Annotated in this window: 13 protein-coding genes; 7 read left to right on the forward strand and 6 right to left on the reverse strand. The window is 43.2% G+C overall.

Translation table 11 applies throughout. The features are described from left to right. Positions 1–150: 150 nt before the first annotated feature. The gene (clpA, locus tag AB6C75_RS18120; protein WP_372108539.1) at positions 151–2,424 is read right to left on the reverse strand and encodes an ATP-dependent Clp protease ATP-binding subunit ClpA; all 2,274 of its coding nucleotides are present in this window, start codon (positions 2,422–2,424) and stop codon (positions 151–153) included. Between the two features lie 39 nt (positions 2,425–2,463). Further along, on the reverse strand, positions 2,464–2,784 hold the full coding sequence (gene clpS / locus AB6C75_RS18125; RefSeq protein WP_009846337.1) for an ATP-dependent Clp protease adapter ClpS: 321 nt from the start codon (positions 2,782–2,784) through the stop codon (positions 2,464–2,466). A 589-nt stretch (positions 2,785–3,373) separates the two neighbouring features. Between clpS and cspD the strand changes: the two genes are divergently transcribed. Then, positions 3,374–3,595 carry a cold shock domain-containing protein CspD gene (gene cspD, locus AB6C75_RS18130; protein ID WP_009846336.1) on the forward strand — a complete coding sequence of 74 codons (222 nt, stop codon included), beginning with the start codon at positions 3,374–3,376 and terminating at the stop codon, positions 3,593–3,595. Positions 3,596–3,961: 366 nt separating this feature from the next. Here the strand turns inward: cspD and AB6C75_RS18135 are convergent, their stop codons facing one another. Next, positions 3,962–6,187 (reverse strand): NADP-dependent isocitrate dehydrogenase, encoded by a 2,226-nt coding sequence (locus tag AB6C75_RS18135; protein ID WP_372108542.1) that lies wholly within the window; start codon positions 6,185–6,187, stop codon positions 3,962–3,964. A gap of 339 nt (positions 6,188–6,526) precedes the next feature. On the opposite strand from AB6C75_RS18135, the gene AB6C75_RS18140 reads away from it, so the two are divergent. After that, positions 6,527–7,255, forward strand: coding sequence for a pseudouridine synthase (locus tag AB6C75_RS18140; protein WP_372031937.1), 729 nt, complete (start codon positions 6,527–6,529; stop codon positions 7,253–7,255). A 97-nt stretch (positions 7,256–7,352) separates the two neighbouring features. Here the strand turns inward: AB6C75_RS18140 and AB6C75_RS18145 are convergent, their stop codons facing one another. After that, on the reverse strand, positions 7,353–8,018 hold the full coding sequence (locus AB6C75_RS18145; RefSeq protein ID WP_372108544.1) for a DUF2057 family protein: 666 nt from the start codon (positions 8,016–8,018) through the stop codon (positions 7,353–7,355). Between the two features lie 91 nt (positions 8,019–8,109). Next, positions 8,110–9,102, reverse strand: coding sequence for a porin (locus AB6C75_RS18150; protein WP_372108546.1), 993 nt, complete (start codon positions 9,100–9,102; stop codon positions 8,110–8,112). A gap of 513 nt (positions 9,103–9,615) precedes the next feature. On the opposite strand from AB6C75_RS18150, the gene dinG reads away from it, so the two are divergent. The 5 genes from dinG to AB6C75_RS18175 all read left to right on the forward strand — a co-directional run bounded on the left by dinG (position 9,616) and on the right by AB6C75_RS18175 (position 14,507). Next, complete coding sequence (dinG, locus tag AB6C75_RS18155; RefSeq protein WP_372108548.1) at positions 9,616–11,691, forward strand: ATP-dependent DNA helicase DinG; 2,076 nt, start codon at positions 9,616–9,618, stop codon at positions 11,689–11,691. A gap of 128 nt (positions 11,692–11,819) precedes the next feature. Continuing rightward, on the forward strand, positions 11,820–12,599 hold the full coding sequence (locus tag AB6C75_RS18160) for a TSUP family transporter (RefSeq protein WP_017062114.1): 780 nt from the start codon (positions 11,820–11,822) through the stop codon (positions 12,597–12,599). A 22-nt stretch (positions 12,600–12,621) separates the two neighbouring features. After that, positions 12,622–13,170 (forward strand): primosomal replication protein, encoded by a 549-nt coding sequence (locus AB6C75_RS18165; protein WP_029222036.1) that lies wholly within the window; start codon positions 12,622–12,624, stop codon positions 13,168–13,170. Next, positions 13,160–13,330 carry a pleiotropic regulatory protein RsmS gene (rsmS, locus tag AB6C75_RS18170; RefSeq protein WP_009846328.1) on the forward strand — a complete coding sequence of 57 codons (171 nt, stop codon included), beginning with the start codon at positions 13,160–13,162 and terminating at the stop codon, positions 13,328–13,330. Before AB6C75_RS18165 ends, rsmS begins: the two co-directional genes overlap by 11 nt. A gap of 43 nt (positions 13,331–13,373) precedes the next feature. Continuing rightward, positions 13,374–14,507, forward strand: a complete 1,134-nt coding sequence (locus tag AB6C75_RS18175; RefSeq protein ID WP_372108550.1) for a JmjC domain-containing protein — start codon at positions 13,374–13,376, stop codon at positions 14,505–14,507. Positions 14,508–14,651: 144 nt separating this feature from the next. Here AB6C75_RS18175 and AB6C75_RS18180 read toward each other — a convergent pair whose 3' ends face one another. Further along, positions 14,652–16,769 (reverse strand): methyl-accepting chemotaxis protein, encoded by a 2,118-nt coding sequence (locus tag AB6C75_RS18180; RefSeq protein ID WP_372108552.1) that lies wholly within the window; start codon positions 16,767–16,769, stop codon positions 14,652–14,654. Between the last annotated feature and the right edge of the window lie 102 nt (positions 16,770–16,871).

Below are 16,871 nucleotides of genomic sequence, written 5' to 3' on the forward strand. Positions count from 1 at the left end.
CTAGCATCTAGCATCTAGCATCTAGCATCTAGCATCTAGCATCTAGCATCTAGCAAGCATAAAAAAACGCACAACCGAAGTCATGCGTTTAATATCGTAATTAACTGTACCCAGTGCTCTTTATAAGCCGTTAGTGTTTAAGAAGTATGCCTAATGCATAACCTCTTCTTTCGCACCAACATAGATGAAATCCAGTTCGTCTTTTTTCAGAGATACTTTAACCGTACCGCCGTCAACCAAACTTCCGAACAGCAACTCATTAGCAAGAGGCTTTTTAAGCTTCTCTTGAATCACACGTCCCATCGGACGAGCGCCCATGGTCTTGTCATAGCCTCTTTCAGCTAACCAATGACGAGCATCCTCAGAAACCTCTAAAGATACACCACGAGCGTCCAGTTGGACCTGAAGCTCAACAATAAACTTATCAACAACTTGACTGATCACACTTGGATCAAGGCTGTTGAACCAGATGATATTATCAAGACGGTTACGGAACTCAGGAGTAAATACCTTCTTGATTTCACTCATTGCGTCTGGCGCATGATCTTGTTGGATCAAACCGATCGATTTCTTCTCGGTTTCTGCAACACCAGCGTTGGTCGTCATCACTAGGATCACATTGCGGAAATCTGCTTTGCGACCGTTGTTGTCGGTTAGCGTACCGTTGTCCATCACCTGTAATAACAAGTTAAAGATATCTGGGTGTGCCTTCTCGATCTCATCAAGTAGCACAACAGAGTGTGGGTTCTTGATAACAGCATCGGTTAGCAGACCACCTTGATCATAACCAACATAACCAGGAGGCGCACCGATCAAGCGGCTTACCGAGTGACGCTCACCGTACTCAGACATATCAAAGCGCAGAAGCTCAATACCCATCAATTTAGACAGTTGAACAGTCACCTCTGTTTTACCGACACCAGTAGGGCCAGCAAACAAGAATGAACCAACAGGTTTATTGTCTGCTCCCAATCCTGCACGAGTTAGCTTGATCGCTTCGCTCAATACATCGATCGCTGGGTCTTGTCCGAATACCAACATTTTCATGCGGTCATCCAGTTTCTGCAGCGTATCTTTGTCTGAAGACGATACTGACTTCTCAGGAATACGCGCCATTTTCGCAACCATTGACTCAATATCAGCCACGCTTACCGTTTTCTTACGACGACTTGCAGGCGCCAAACGACTACGAGCACCCGCTTCATCAATAACGTCAATCGCCTTATCTGGAAGGTGACGTTCATTAATATACTTAGCAGACAACTCCACAGCGGCACGTAACGCTTTGTTGGTGTAACGTACTTCGTGGTGAGCTTCGTATTTTGGCTTCAAGCCAATCAGAATTTTGGTTGTATCATCTAGCGATGGTTCAACAATATCGATTTTCTGGAAGCGACGAGATAAAGCACGCTCCTTCTCAAAAATACTGCTGTACTCTTGGTAAGTGGTTGAGCCAATACAACGTAATTTACCGCTGCTTAATAGCGGTTTAATTAGGTTTGCCGCATCCACCTGACCACCCGATGCTGCACCCGCACCAATAATGGTATGGATCTCATCGATGAACAGGATAGCGTCTTCTTCTTTCTCGAGTTGCTTCAGAATCGCTTTAAAGCGCTTCTCAAAGTCACCACGATATTTCGTTCCCGCAAGCAATGAACCAATATCCAAAGAGTAAATCACGCTGCTCTGAATGATTTCAGGGACTTGGCCTTCAACGATGCGCCATGCAAGACCTTCAGCGATAGCAGTTTTACCCACACCCGCCTCTCCCACTAATAGAGGGTTGTTCTTACGACGACGACACAGAACTTGAACGGTACGTTCTAGCTCTTTGTCACGACCGATGAGTGGGTCAATGTTACCTTGCTTCGCTACTTCGTTAAGGTTGGTCGCAAAATTTTCTAGACGATCTTCTGAGTTAGCTTCTTCGGCATTCTCTGCACCACCAAATGAATCAGGAGATGAACCGCTATCGCCTTCATTGCTGCCTTTGGTAATACCGTGTGAAATAAAATTCACTATGTCTAAGCGGCTGATGTCGTTTTTCTTAAGAAGATATGCCGCGTGAGATTCTTGCTCACTAAAAATAGCCACAAGTACATTTGCACCTGTTACTTCGCTGCGACCTGAAGATTGAACATGAAAAACAGCGCGCTGAAGTACTCGTTGAAAGCTCAGCGTGGGCTGGGTTTCACGAGTCTCGTCGCTTTCAGGGATGAGTGGGGTCGTTTGGTCGATAAAAATATCGAGCTCATTGCGAAGAGCATCGAGATCAGCCTGATAAGCTTGGAGCGCTTCCTTGGCCGCATCATTTTCTAATAATGCTAGTAGGAGGTGTTCGACAGTCATGAATTCATGTCGCTTGTCTCGCGCACGAGAAAATGCGCCATTTAAACTCGTCTCTAATTCTTTATTTAGCATAAGTACCTCCTAAGGGAACAACAGTGTTGTTCGAGCAATTTACACTTGCTCCATTGTACATAGTAGCGGATGCTCATTTTCCTTTGAGTACATCGTTACCTGCGCTACCTTTGTTTCCGCTATTTCAGCACTGTATGTGCCACAAATAGCTTTACCTTCATAATGAACCTTGAGCATCACTTCCGTTGCTTTTTCGATATCTAGTGAGAAAAATCGCTCTAGGATCTCGATTACAAAGTCCATGGGCGTGTAGTCATCGTTATGTAATACAACGTTATACATTGCCGGTGGCTTTACTTTCGTTCTCTCTTTCTCCAGTAAATCTGAACCTGGAGATGCCCATTCAAAGTTTCGGCTCATATTAGCTTTGCTAAGGGTTATTTTTCGGAAGTCGTGAATGTTTAGTTAACTCAAATTTACCACATTCACGCATTACGGTGTACTAAGAAACTGCACCAAGAAACAGTACCAAAAAATATTCCTCTATACTGAGCCTAATCCACCATTTCCATCGCTGCAAATAAAAGATCTCGATTAACAGGATTAACATATGTGATTGATTAAAAAGACACCACAACTATTGATGGTGACGATAAGATCGTCGTTAAGTTACTATTTAGTTAATAGTATGCAGCCAATCTCGAATGTGATTTGTTATTAAAATTGATCATTTTTATACCAATTTGCTATTGACTGTACTCAATCATTAGCTACATTGGAGCTAAAAGGTTTTTCTGATACAACTTCGTAACACGATTCTAAACCTAGTAATAAGCGTTAAAAATTTATAATAAGGAATAATTACGCAGGGTAGCGTTAATTTCCGTAAGCAATGTATGAGATTCAAGCTATCAGCTGAAATTGTTTAGTTGATAGGAATAATATCAATCGAACTTACATTGATTTGATATAACAACGTTAGTAACAAAATGCATGAGGGATGTATAGCATGGCTACAGGTACAGTAAAATGGTTTAACAATGCCAAAGGGTTTGGTTTTATTTGTCCAGAAGGTGAAGATGGCGATATTTTCGCGCACTACTCCACAATACAAATGGAAGGTTATCGAACCTTAAAGGCAGGTCAACAGGTCGATTATGAAGTAGAAAGTGGACCTAAAGGCTCCCATGCTAGCTCCGTTGTTCCTGTAGAAGGCAGCGCCGTAAAATAGGCGATTGCCAAACATGTAGACCTCTATCAGTCTTAATAAACGACTGTCAGGTAAGCAGAACATTGAAACCGCTCATTTCATACCTGTAATACAGGCTTAAATGGGCGGTTTTTCGATCTGAGAGCTAAAAGCTATTCACCAGTACAAATCGTCCGAGAGATCCCTTTAGCAGGTCTAGGTCTAGGTCTAGGTCTAGGTCTAGGTCTAGGTCTAGGTCTAGGTCTAGGAAGCATTATGAATAAAAAAAGACGCTTTAACGTTATCGTTAAAGCATCTTTCGTTTTGACTTTATCTGTGACTTAACTGCCAGACCAAGCAACTCGTTAGTAAATCATGTTCATGACTTACTAACGATGAGTCCAATCACTATGCGTCAATAAATGCGTTTAGCGTTGAGCTTGGGCGCATTAGTGATGAAACCAATGCATCATCAAGTAGGTAATAACCACCTAAGTCGCCAGCTGGACCTTGAGCGTTATTCAGCTCAGCAACAATAGCTTCTTCACTTTCAGCCAATTGAGTTGCAACACCTGCGAACTCAGCAGCAAGGTCAGCGTCAACCGTTTGCTCAGCCAGCGCTTTCGCCCAGTATGCTGCAAGGTAGTAGTGGCTACCACGGTTATCAAGCTCACCCACTCGACGTGAAGGAGACTTGTTGTTATCTAGGAATTCACCCGTCGCTTTATCAAGCGCGTCAGCGAGAACTTGTGCCTTAGCATTCCCCGTTACTACGCTTAGGTGCTCTAGAGATGCCGCTAGTGCCAAGAACTCACCAAGAGAGTCCCAACGCAGGTGGTTTTCTTTCTCTACTTGTTGAACATGCTTAGGCGCAGAACCGCCAGCACCTGTTTCAAACAGGCCGCCACCGTTCATAAGTGGAACAATCGATAGCATTTTAGCTGACGTACCAAGCTCTAGAATCGGGAACAAATCCGTTAGGTAATCACGTAATACGTTACCTGTAACCGAAATAGTATCTAGGCCTTCTTTGATACGAACCAGTGAGTACTGAGTTGCTTCTAAAGGAGCAAGGATCTTAATTTCAAGACCATCGGTATCATATTCAGGAAGGTAAGCTTCAACTTTCTTAATAAGCTGAGCATCATGCGCACGAGACGCGTCTAGCCAGAATACTGCTGGAACACCCGAAGCACGAGCACGAGTTACCGCTAGCTTAACCCAGTCTTGAATTGGTGCATCTTTAACCTGACACATACGGAAGATATCGCCTTCCTCTACGTCTTGCTCTAGAAGCACAGCGCCTGAAGCGTCAACAACTTGAACCTGACCAGCAGCTTCAAGGATAAAAGTCTTATCGTGAGAACCGTACTCTTCCGCTTTTTGAGCCATCAAGCCAACGTTTGGTACACTACCCATTGTTGTTGGATCGAAAGCGCCGTTCTCTTTGCAGAAATCAATAACTGCTTGGTAGATGCTTGCGTAGCTGCGATCAGGGATCATAGCTTTCGTGTCTTTCTGCTTACCTTCTGGATCCCACATTTGACCTGAAGAACGCAGCATTGCAGGCATAGATGCATCAACAATGATGTCGCTTGGAACGTGTAGGTTAGTAATGCCGCGATCCGAATCAACCATAGCTAGTGGCGGTTGAGTCTCGTATACCGCTTGTAGGTCAGCTTCAATCGCTTCTTTCTGCTCTTGAGGAAGCGCAGCAATTTTTGCGTATACATCGCCGATGCCGTTGTTTACATCAACACCAAGCTCTTCGAATAGCTCACCGTGTTTAGCGAATACGTCTTTGTAGTAAACCTTAACCGCATGGCCAAAGATCACTGGGTCAGATACTTTCATCATCGTCGCTTTCATGTGAAGAGAAAGCAGTACACCTTGCTCTTTAGCTGATGCAATCTCTTTCTCGAAGAACGCAACCAAAGCAGCTTTGTTCATCACTGACGCATCAATGATCTCTTTATCTTGCAATGCAAAAGCGGGCTTCAGAGTTTTCTTCGCACCATCTTTACCAACGAATTCAATGCTAACTTCTGTAGCACCTTCAATTGTTACTGACTTTTCGCTGCCGAAGAAGTCTTTGTCGTCCATACTTGAAACGTGCGACTTAGAATCCGCAGACCAAGCACCCATTGAGTGTGGGTTCTTCTTCGCGTAGTTTTTAACAGAAAGTGGAGCGCGGCGATCCGAGTTACCTTCACGTAACACAGGGTTTACAGCACTGCCTTTGATTTTATCGTAAGTCGCTTTAACGGCTTTCTCTTCGTCAGTGTTTGCTTCTTCTGGGTAATTAGGAAGTGCGTAACCTTTTGACTGAAGCTCTTTGATTGTTGCTTGAAGTTGAGGAACAGATGCAGAGATGTTTGGAAGCTTGATGATGTTCGCTTCTGGTGTCTTAGCAAATTCACCAAGTTCTGCTAATGCATCACCAATACGTTGCTCTTCGTTCAGGTAGTCAGGGAAGTTGGCAATAATGCGCCCTGCAAGTGAAATGTCGCGAGTATCAACGTTAATACCAGAAGAAGCCGTAAAAGATTGAATGATAGGCAGCAGAGAGTAAGTTGCTAGCGCCGGAGCTTCGTCAGTAATGGTATAGATGATCGTTGGTTTTTCAGTAGGCATGAAATTTCCCTATAGTTCTTACAAGCTCACTTAAAGCAGTGAGAGTGTTATAAATTGACCAGTAAGCCACTCTGAGAGTGAAAACTGCTTACTCGATAGTCGTACTCTATCTTATTTTTCATGCAATCTTGATGACAGCATGAGCCAAATCCGTGAGTGCATTGTTTTAATAAAAGAGCCAGTTATAATAAAACACGAAGGTATAATTAAACAAATCAGGCTTAAGAGTCCATCAACTTGTTCTATTTTGTGTCTTTTAGGCGCGCAAATGATAGCTCAATTCCGTTTCTATGAAAACTTTTCAGCACACTTCGTTTACATTTTTGCAAGGTAGTTAACATGTCTACTCGCTCACGCAGCGCATCTCGTTCAGACAAACCGGCTCGTTCTGGTACCACATTAAAACAAAGCGGTAATAGACAGAATCAACACAGTGGCAAAAATGACACTGGCAGTTCACACAAAAAACCGCACTCCAGCAAACACCGATATAAAGGCAAAACTACCAACGCAAAGCCTAAGGTAGCACCCGAAGATCGCAAAGTGATTCTATTCAACAAACCTTTTGATACTCTCAGCCAGTTCACTGATGGCGAAGGTAGAAAAACGCTAGCGGATTTTATTCCCGTAAAAGATGTTTATGCTGCAGGTCGACTTGATCGTGATAGCGAAGGGTTAATGGTCTTGACCAATGATGGCATCTTTCAAGCTAAGTTGACTCAGCCGAACTCAAAATCGACCAAGACTTACTGGGTACAGGTTGAAGGTGCGCCTTCTGAGAAAGATTTAGATAAATTGAGAAAAGGTGTTGAGCTAAAAGATGGTATGACATTACCTGCAGAAGTAGAAGTGATGCAAGAACCTCAGGTTTGGGAAAGAACTCCTCCTGTGCGCTTCAGAGCGGCGATACCAACAACATGGTTAGCGATTACCATCATCGAAGGACGTAACCGTCAGGTAAGACGAATGACGGCAAACATAGGCTTCCCTACCCTGCGTCTAATCCGCTACTCAATGGGCAATATGAACGTGGGTCAGCTTCAGCCAGGTGAATGGAAAGAGATTTAGCTCTTACTGATACAGAAAAAGTATCGATACAGAAAAAGTACCAATATAGCAAAAGCGAGACTCTTATTAGTCTCGCTTTTTTGTAGATGAAGATTGATTACTCTTGGTCAATCATCCATTTACGGAATTCTTTGCGTTCTTGCTTAGAAGCTTTGATATACCAAGCCTGCAATTGCTCAACATTCTGAGTCTCAGCCAGTTTCACTTGTTTCTGAGCTTTGCCGCTTGTCTGTGCTGTCGTATTGTCTACCACAGAAGCCAATACCACTGCTTCCGCTGGTTTATCAAGTAACACGCCATCTTTAAAATAGACTGCCTTACTTGCATTATGCTCAGCTAGTCGAGACTCTAGACCGCCAAACGGTGCAAAACCGGGCTTACGTTCAATGACACCCTGTTGATATTTAATGGCGACATCATCCTGCAAAACTACCCATGATGGATTCACAGCTTCAAAGATCTTCTCAGCTTCCATATAGCTACGTACTTTTGGAGACTTAATTTCAACCTCTTCACCAGTAACATCAAAATTCAATACATAAGGTGCCGAAGAATAAACACCGCTGTTACCAAACTTTTTATCAAAGCGAACTAAAACCTGGTTAAAACCCTCATTAATTTGGTTTTCACTGATTTTATTTTGAGCAGCTTGACCATTAATGTACAGAATTGATACGCCTTTCTGAGGCGTTAGGGTTGCCGCACTTACACTGCCAATAACGCTTGTAAGTAAGCCCAAAGCTAACAATACTTTCTTCATCATGTCTCTCTTTAAAATCTAATAAACTACTCTTTATCCTAACAAAAAAGCCACCCTAAGGTGGCTTTTTTTCTAAAACTCGATTACGAGGTCATTAGAATGATGCTTCAACACCAATTGCTAGACCAGTATCTGTTTTGTAGTACTTTTCACCTTTGTCATTAAGACGTTTTGAATCGTAATCGATACCACCAACTTCCGCGTACACTTTAGTGTTTGGTGCGATTGCGTAAGTAGAGTTTACGAACCAACGATCTTCTTCTTTAACTTTATCGTCGTGGTCACCGATTGAGTAACCAGTGTTGAAGCCCCAAAGGCCCATAGTGTAACCAGCAGCAAATGCGATTGTTGAGTTGTCGTCATTCGCTTTGTCAGAACTTACACCGTAGTATGCTGTAGATAGGTAAACGTTTTCGATACCAGAGAATACTAGCTCAGCACCGTAACCTTGGTGGTCATATTTTTTGCTGTCATCTTGCTTAAGGTTAGCAACGAAAGCAGAAACGTCGAAATCAGTAAAACGGTAACCCATACGCGCATCAAAGTACTCAACGTCTGAACCTTTAGTTTCAGCATTATTTGAACCGTCAATTTTATCTTGAACAAAACCAAGTGTAGCGTATAGAGCGCCATTATCGAAGTCGTAACGAACAGCTTCGTCAGCACATTCTTTAGTTTCGTTGTCTAGAAGTTTAGAGATGCCGTAAGCTTCATCTTTACCGATACCTAGATCATCAACAGCAGTACATAGGCGACCAAACTTAATTGAACCTAGAGTGTTGTGGTAAGCTGCAACGTATGTATCACCGTTACGAGTTTTTTCAGCATTTGCGTTATCAGAACCGTTAAATTCCCAGTAAGCGCCAACTTTCCACTCGTCGTTTACCATGTACTTAATATCAAAACCGAAGTCAGCATCTTCGATTTTTTGTTCCATTGAAGAACCTTTTTTGTACTCGTTGCTGTATACAACTTCGATGTCACCTTTAAGGTTAACAGAAACGCCGTCTTGGTTGTAAATTTCGATTGCTGCGTTTGCAGAACCAGCTGCTGTCATAACTGCTAGAGCTAATAGAGTCTTTTTCATAATAAATCCACTGCCTTTTCTAAAAATGGGAGATCCTTGCCCGGTTCCCTTTTATTTTTTATGACTGGTCATTACTACTCTTTGGTAGTTAATCACCGCCACTAAATTTCGTGGTCTAGATTGCAAAAGATTATCCTGCGTGTCAAATAAACTAAAAACAAACCTAAAAAAATCAAAAATACATAAAAATCATAGGTTTACATTTTTTTTCATCATTTCACGAGCAACTTACCCTTAAATTTAAAGGGAAATATAATAGCCCAAATAAAGAACAACTTAGCATAATACTCCGCTAATTTATATTTAAAGTGCCATTAACAGAACTTAACGCCTGCATAATGCGATTTTTTAATATATATATTTCGTAACATAAATAAAATCGTTAAGTTCCTGAAGGTTCAGTTTTTTTTTGTGAACGAGATCTACCTTTGATTCAAAAGCAAGCTATTTTGCGGTAAATGTACCGACTAGTGATATGTGCTACTATCCTCGCTCCGTTACGTAGGTCACAGTATGCTAACTACTAAAATTCAAAATTCTATACGCACCAGTTATCAAAACCTCCAAGATCAGTTGGATAACTTTGTACCTCGACGTGCTCAAAATTACCTTGTTGCAGAAATAGCGAAGACACTTTGTGGTCAATACCACAAAAGTAATCGCATGATTGTTGCTGAAGCAGGTACCGGGATCGGGAAGTCACTGGCTTATTTAATGGCAACAATTCCTGTCGCCGTGCTCAACAATCGTAAAATCGTCATTTCAACAGCGACCGTTGCGCTACAAGAACAACTCGTCAATAAAGATCTCCCTCTATATAGACGACTTACTGATAGAGAGTTTTCTTTCATCTTAGCGAAAGGAAGGCAGCGTTATTGTTGTACAGAGAAGTTGGCCGCTGCGTGTGGGGTTGATGGTGGTCAAATGGCGATGTTCGAGTCCAAACCAAAAAAGAAAGACATCGAGCAACTGCAAACCATGTACCGCAGCCTCACCCAAGGTAAATGGGATGGTGACCGTGATTCGTGGCCAAAACCTATCGACAACATGATTTGGCAGATGATTGTCAGTGATAAGCACAGCTGTAACAACAGTATGCCTACGCACAGAGACTGCCCTTTCCAAAAAGCGCGTTCAGAGCTAGATAAAGCAGACGTGATTATCGCCAATCACAGTTTAGTGATGGCTGATGCGGACCTAGGCGGCGGTGTGATACTGCCAGAACCAGAAAATAGCATCTATATATTTGATGAAGCTCACCACTTGCCACACGTAGCGAGAGATCACTCCTCTGCTGCCGCAAGCTTAAAAGGCGCTGCCTCTTGGTTAGAGCGTTTGAATCAATCGATCACTAAGCTTTCGGGGCTAGCAGACGAGAAACGTGTTCATAGATTTAGAAATGAGTTGCAAGACTCAGTACAACAACTGATCCCGACTCTGACTAAAATGAGCAAACAGTTTGACGCTAGCCACTTCGAAGATGGCTTGTATCGCTTCGAGCATGGTGACTTACCTGAATGGTTAGAAAGCGAATCGAAAGATCTCAAACAATTAACGCAAAAGGCGAACCAAGCCGTAGCAAAAATTGCAGACTTGATTGCAGAACGAGTTAAAGACGGAGAGCTTTCCGCAAAGCTTGCAGAGCCTGCGCTTGCAGAAATTGGCTTTTATATACAAAGAACAGAAAACCTTGCTCAAGTTTGGCGATTAATGGCTGAACCTAAGAGAGAAAAAGGGGCGCCTTTGGCTCGCTGGCTTGAATTAAGCAAAGAAAGCGAGGGGGACTTTGTTGTTAATGTCTCACCATTAGAAGTCGGTTGGCAACTGGACCAACAGATTTGGAGTCGTTGTGTTGGTGCAGTGTTAGTATCTGCGACCATGAGAGCACTCAACTCTTTCAGCTTTTTTTGTCATCAATCAGGTATCAGCCAAAAAGCAGAAGATGGCGTACAATTTCTTGCTTTGGCATCGCCGTTTGATTATCAGAACCAAGCTGAATTAGTGGTACCTGCAATGAAGTACGAACCACAAGCACCTCAGTTTACCGAATATCTTATTGAAATTTTGCCTAAGGTAATAGAAGACAACAAAGCCAATCTCATTCTATTCTCTTCTTATTGGCAAATGAACCAAGTGGCAGAAGCTTTGGCAACAGATTTCGTTAAAAAGTCGTGGGCGTTACAGGTTCAGGGGGATACCTCACGAACTGAAATCCTAAAAAAACATAAAAAGCTCATGGACCAAGGTAAAACAAGCGTTCTTTTTGGAACGGGTAGCTTTTCTGAAGGTCTTGATCTACCTGGCGAGCTGCTTGAAAACCTTGTTATTACCAAGATTCCTTTTGGTGTTCCTACCTCACCTGTAGAGCGGGCACATTCAGAATATATTGAATCTCGTGGCGGTAATCCGTTTATGCAGATTACTGTTCCAGAAGCGAGTAAAAAGCTTATTCAATCTGTGGGTAGATTGCTGCGTAAAGAACGAGATTCTGGTAAAGTCACGATCCTTGATAGACGCATAGTCACGAAGCGATACGGAAAGTCCCTACTCGATTCGCTACCGCCTTTTAAAAGAACAATAAAATACTAATTTTTCTACCCTCGTGGTAGTTATGGGTCTGCCATCGCTAGGCCCTTGCATTCACAACCCAGCATGACTAATCCCTCGATTCTTCATGTGGCTGCCCGAACAGCCGATAACGAGAACACTAGCTATTTATGGAAATGATTGAGCCAACCATGTTGGTCATACTTGCCTTGGTTGCATTTGCTGCAGGCTTTATTGATGCTGTCGCCGGTGGCGGAGGAATGTTAACTGTACCAGCTTTGCTATCGCTTGGTTTACCACCACACATTGCACTCGGTACTAATAAGCTGGCCGCAACATTCGCCTCATCAACAGCCGCTTTTACTTACTATCGCAAGAAGCTGTTCAAACCTGAATGTTGGGTCAATGCATTCATATCTACTTTAATAGGTGCAACAATCGGCACCCTGACTGTTGATGCCATAAGCACAGAGTGGTTAGAGAAGGTATTACCGCTAGTCATTCTTGCAGCAGCGGTCTATACCATTTTTCATAAGACTCCAGATGTGAGCCATAATGTGTCTCCTAAACCGTGCCCGGTACTCAAGAGAAAGCAAAAGTACCAAGGATTCATTCTCGGCTTTTATGATGGTGTTGCAGGCCCAGGAACAGGCGCTTTTTGGACTGTGAGCTCGATGGCGCTTTATCGTCTTAATATCTTACTTGCTTCTGGTCTATCTAAAGCCATGAACTTTACCAGTAACTTTACGTCTTTGGTGACCTTTGCGATTCTCGGTCATATTGATTGGGTTCTAGGTTTAACCATGGGGCTTTGTTTGATGGCTGGTGCATTTGTTGGAGCACATTCTGCTATTCGCTTTGGTGCTACATTTATACGACCTGTCTTTGTGACTGTTGTGAGTGTCCTTGCGATTAAACTGGCTTACGAAGCGTGGTTTGTAAACTTATAGCCACCAGCCAATGGGAAGCGAAATGAACCATTTTTCAAATCTTAAAAGTGTACTGGATACCTTAATTGGGCACAGTTCTCAGGTCGACAAAGCCCGTGGTGCTTATCATCAAGCCTTGTTTGACCGAACCTTATTTAAGTGCAGCTCTTCTATCTTAATGCCCTACGCACTTGAAACTCAAGCAACGTACAACACCATTATTCGTGAACAAAATACAAATCAACTGACCGCATCTCGGGCCAACTACCTGACAGAAAAACTCACTAACCAGATAGCAGCAATCCAAAGGGAGCTCGCTAACCATGATTTACGCTTAGACCGAAAAAGTAAGTCAGGCAAAAATCTCAACGACCTATACAACGAACTCGCTCAGCACCAAGATTGGCAAAAGCGACTGGTCGATTTAGTACGAGTACGCAAGTTAGCGTTTGATTCTGCGCCTCGCCACAGTAAGAAAAAAGCGGACGAGGCTTGGCAATTAGCAAAAGAACGATTAGAACGCTGCGAAGACTCAATGAAAAATATTGAGAGACTGATTAACTTAGAGAACCCCAAGCGAAATGAACACTGATAACCCATCATCACCACTGGATAACGCCCCAGAAGAAGTTAAGTTAGCTGTCGACCTGATCTATCTGCTCGAAAGCAACGAAATCGACCCAAAGGTTGCGTTAGAAGCAATTAAGATTGTCCAACAAGATTTACAAGCCAAACTAGCATCTAGCATCTAGCATCTAGCATCTAGCATCTAGCATAAAAACATACAGGATTCACATGTACCGACTTAGCTTTTCTATGCCCGAGTTTCTTGAAAACTACTGGCATAAAAAACCAACCATCTTGAAAGGTGGCTTCCAAAACTTCGTCGACCCAATTTCGCCGGAAGAACTTGCTGGTTTATCGATGGAAGAAGAACTGGATTCTCGCTTTGTCTCTAACCTCGACAATCAATGGACTGCAGAACATGGTCCATTCTCAGAAGAGAAGTTTGGCGAACTCACTGAAACACATTGGCAATTGATCGTTCAAGCGGCTAACCACTGGCATCAGGGTGCCAATCAGCTGACTGAAGCGTTCCAAGCGTTACCAAACTGGTTATTCGACGATCTAATGATCTGCTATTCAGCACCAGAAGGTGGCGTAGGCCCCCATATTGATCAATACGATGTATTCATCATTCAAGGCCAAGGTAAACGCCAGTGGAAAGTCGGCGCAAAAGATATTGGCCAATACAAAGAGACCGTTCAAGCTTCTGCACTTCGTCAAATCGAAGGTTTTGACCCGATCATTGATGAAACTTTAGAGCCAGGCGATATCCTTTATATCCCACCAGGTTTCCCGCATGAAGGGAACACGTTAGAGCCGTCAATGAGCTACTCTATTGGCTACCGCTCCCCTAAAGAACAAGAGCTGATTAGCAACTTTGCCGACTTTGTACTTGCTCATGATATGGGTGATGTTCACCTGCATGATCCAGAGTTCAAAACGCAAGAAGGCTACGGCAAAATTCGTTCATCGGATTTAAGCAATCTCACTGACATGTTGAAATCTGCACTAGAGCAACCTGAAACCATCAGTGAATTCATGGGGTGTCTGCTAAGCCAATCACGCCACCAGCTAGATATCGTCGCTCCTGAGCCATTATGGACAGAAGAAGAGATCGCCCAACACTTAGAGTCAGAAGGCGAGATCTGTCGAGTGTCGGGGTTAAAGGCGCTATACCATGAGAATGAAAGCAACACTGCTTACATCAATGGGGAAGTCGTTAAAGTTGAACAGGCTGATTCGTCGCTACTAAACGTACTGTGTGATGATTCGGTAATTAACTCAACAACTAATCTTTCTCCTTCAGGTGTAACCGTCGTGACGGAATTGGTGAATAAAGGTTACTGGTTTATCGAAGACTAACTTCGTTAATCGGTTTCACGGATATCGCCAAGCCCTAGAGCGTTAGAGCCAAAAAAAAATAAAAGGGACAAATGAAATCTTCATTTGTCCCTTTTTCTATTCAATTGTTCACTAAGCTTAAAAGCTATACAGTGAACAACTAGACTAAACCTTGAACTGATTAACCAGTTTCTGCTGCTGTTGGGACAGTTGGTCAATTTCGCTACCCACTTGTTCAGAAGCGGCGGCTTGATCCAAGATCTTCGCACTCAAATCACGGATATTAACGACACTTTGGTTCACTTCACCGGAAACCGATTGTTGCTCTTCTGCCGCTCTCACGATTTGGTTGTTCATATCACTGATCGCTTCTATAGAAGTAAAGATCGAACCCAGATCTTCGACCGCTTTTTGAACATGTAATGCCGTGTCGTTAGCGAGAATATTACCTTCTTGTATCGCTTCAACGACATCTTGAGTGCCCGCGTGGACTTTGTCGATCACCGCTCTGATTTCACCAACCGATGACTGTGTGCGGCTTGCGAGATTTCTTACCTCATCAGCAACGACGGCAAAACCTCGACCTTGCTCACCTGCACGAGCCGCTTCAATCGCGGCATTCAATGCCAGTAAGTTGGTTTGCTCAGAGATCCCTTCAATCACACTTAAGATCTCAGTGATGTTACCGTTATTTTTAGCCAACTCTTCAACAATAGGCACGGCGCTCGACATACGATCCACCAGCTTTCTCATTTCACCGGCAGAAAGTTCGATAACCTGTTGGCCTTGCTGAGCAGAACGATTCGCTTCACAAGCGGCATCAACGGCTATTTCAGCATTTTGTACCACTAAGCCCGAAGTCTGAGTCATCTCTTCTGCCGCGGTCGCCACAAGATCCACTTCTTTAAACTGAGACTCACTACTTTCACGAGTACTTGATGCAGAGGCCTTCGCTTGGCTTGTCGTGCTCGCCACTTGCTCAGTGGTCTGAATCACCTCTTTAATCGTGTGTTGAAGCTTGTCTAAGAACAGGTTAAACCCTTGTGACAACTGACCAATTTCGTCTTGAGATTTCACTTCCAAGCGTTGCGTTAAATCACCTTCACCAGAAGCAATATCGTTCAGTCTCTCAACTACCTGTCGAATAGGCTTAACAATGGACAGTGAAGCAAAAGCGATGATCGCTAGACCGAAAAGAATAAAGCTAATACCCGCAATCACTTCAGTCTTAATACCTTCACTTAGCTTAGTACTAATAATGGCATCCAATTGATTCGCGTCAGCAACCACACTCTCTCTTGGAATCTCAAACAGCACACCCCAAGTTTGGTTGGCGGCAACAACAGGTGCAAATGCGAGTAACCACTCACCATTCTCACTCCATTGAGTCGTGACTTCGCCACCAAAGATAAAGTCCGTCATTAGATCACTACTTGTATTGTTGCTTTGAAAACTCGAACCAACCGCAATACTTGAATCATCAGAAGCGATAACGGAACCGTCTAAGCTAACGACGTAAACCGTACCTGCACCTTCAAACAAGCTTTGATCCGATTGAGTGACAACATTGGTCAAACCATCGAGCCTTAAGTCGATGCCCAAGAAACCAATCGCTACATCATCAACGATGATAGGCACCGAAATCGAAGACGTAAGCAGTTCTTGACCACCGCTACTCACAACTCTTGGCGTACTAATACACGTTTGGCCAGATGACAAAGGACAGAAAAAGCGTTCGCTATTGCTGTTATCACTCAATGTTGATTCTGATAACACGTTTGGAAGAACGTTCTCGCCATTATCTGCGACCTTCCAATAAGGAGCAAAACGCCCTCTTTCATTCGAGCCGACATAATCCGCATCGACATAATTCGCATCTTCAGCATCAAGTAAATCGGGCTTGAAGACTAGGTAAGCTCCTTGAATAGAATCAAAGTTCAAAACAGAACGACGAACCATTTCATCTAACGCAGTACGAAGCTCTTCACTTGGGGTAAAGTTTTCGTCTGCGTTGTTCTTTAGAAACTGAGCACTAGAAGCCAACATTTCTGCTCGATAAATAGCTTCATCGACATAACGTTGAGTTTCCTGAGCATTAAGCTGAGAAACGGATGCCAACAACTGTTGAGTTTTGTTAATCACTGATTCTGAGCTTTGAGATTTTATGACCTGTTGATTGCTCGTCGCGTTGTAGATCGAGAAACCAATGAGAGACAGTGACGTAATGATTAAACAACAACCTGCTAAGAGGGTTATTTTCCACTGTACTGATAGAGAGCGCATTTAATATCCTTATTTAAGCCAAAAGACTTCCATAACCGTAACCATCACATTAGGGCGTGTTGATCTTTGCTGTACATTTCGCGTTCAACAATACATCGGTAG

This window comes from Vibrio sp. 10N.237.312.B06 (assembly GCF_041464685.1).
Classification (GTDB): domain Bacteria; phylum Pseudomonadota; class Gammaproteobacteria; order Enterobacterales; family Vibrionaceae; genus Vibrio; species Vibrio tasmaniensis_A.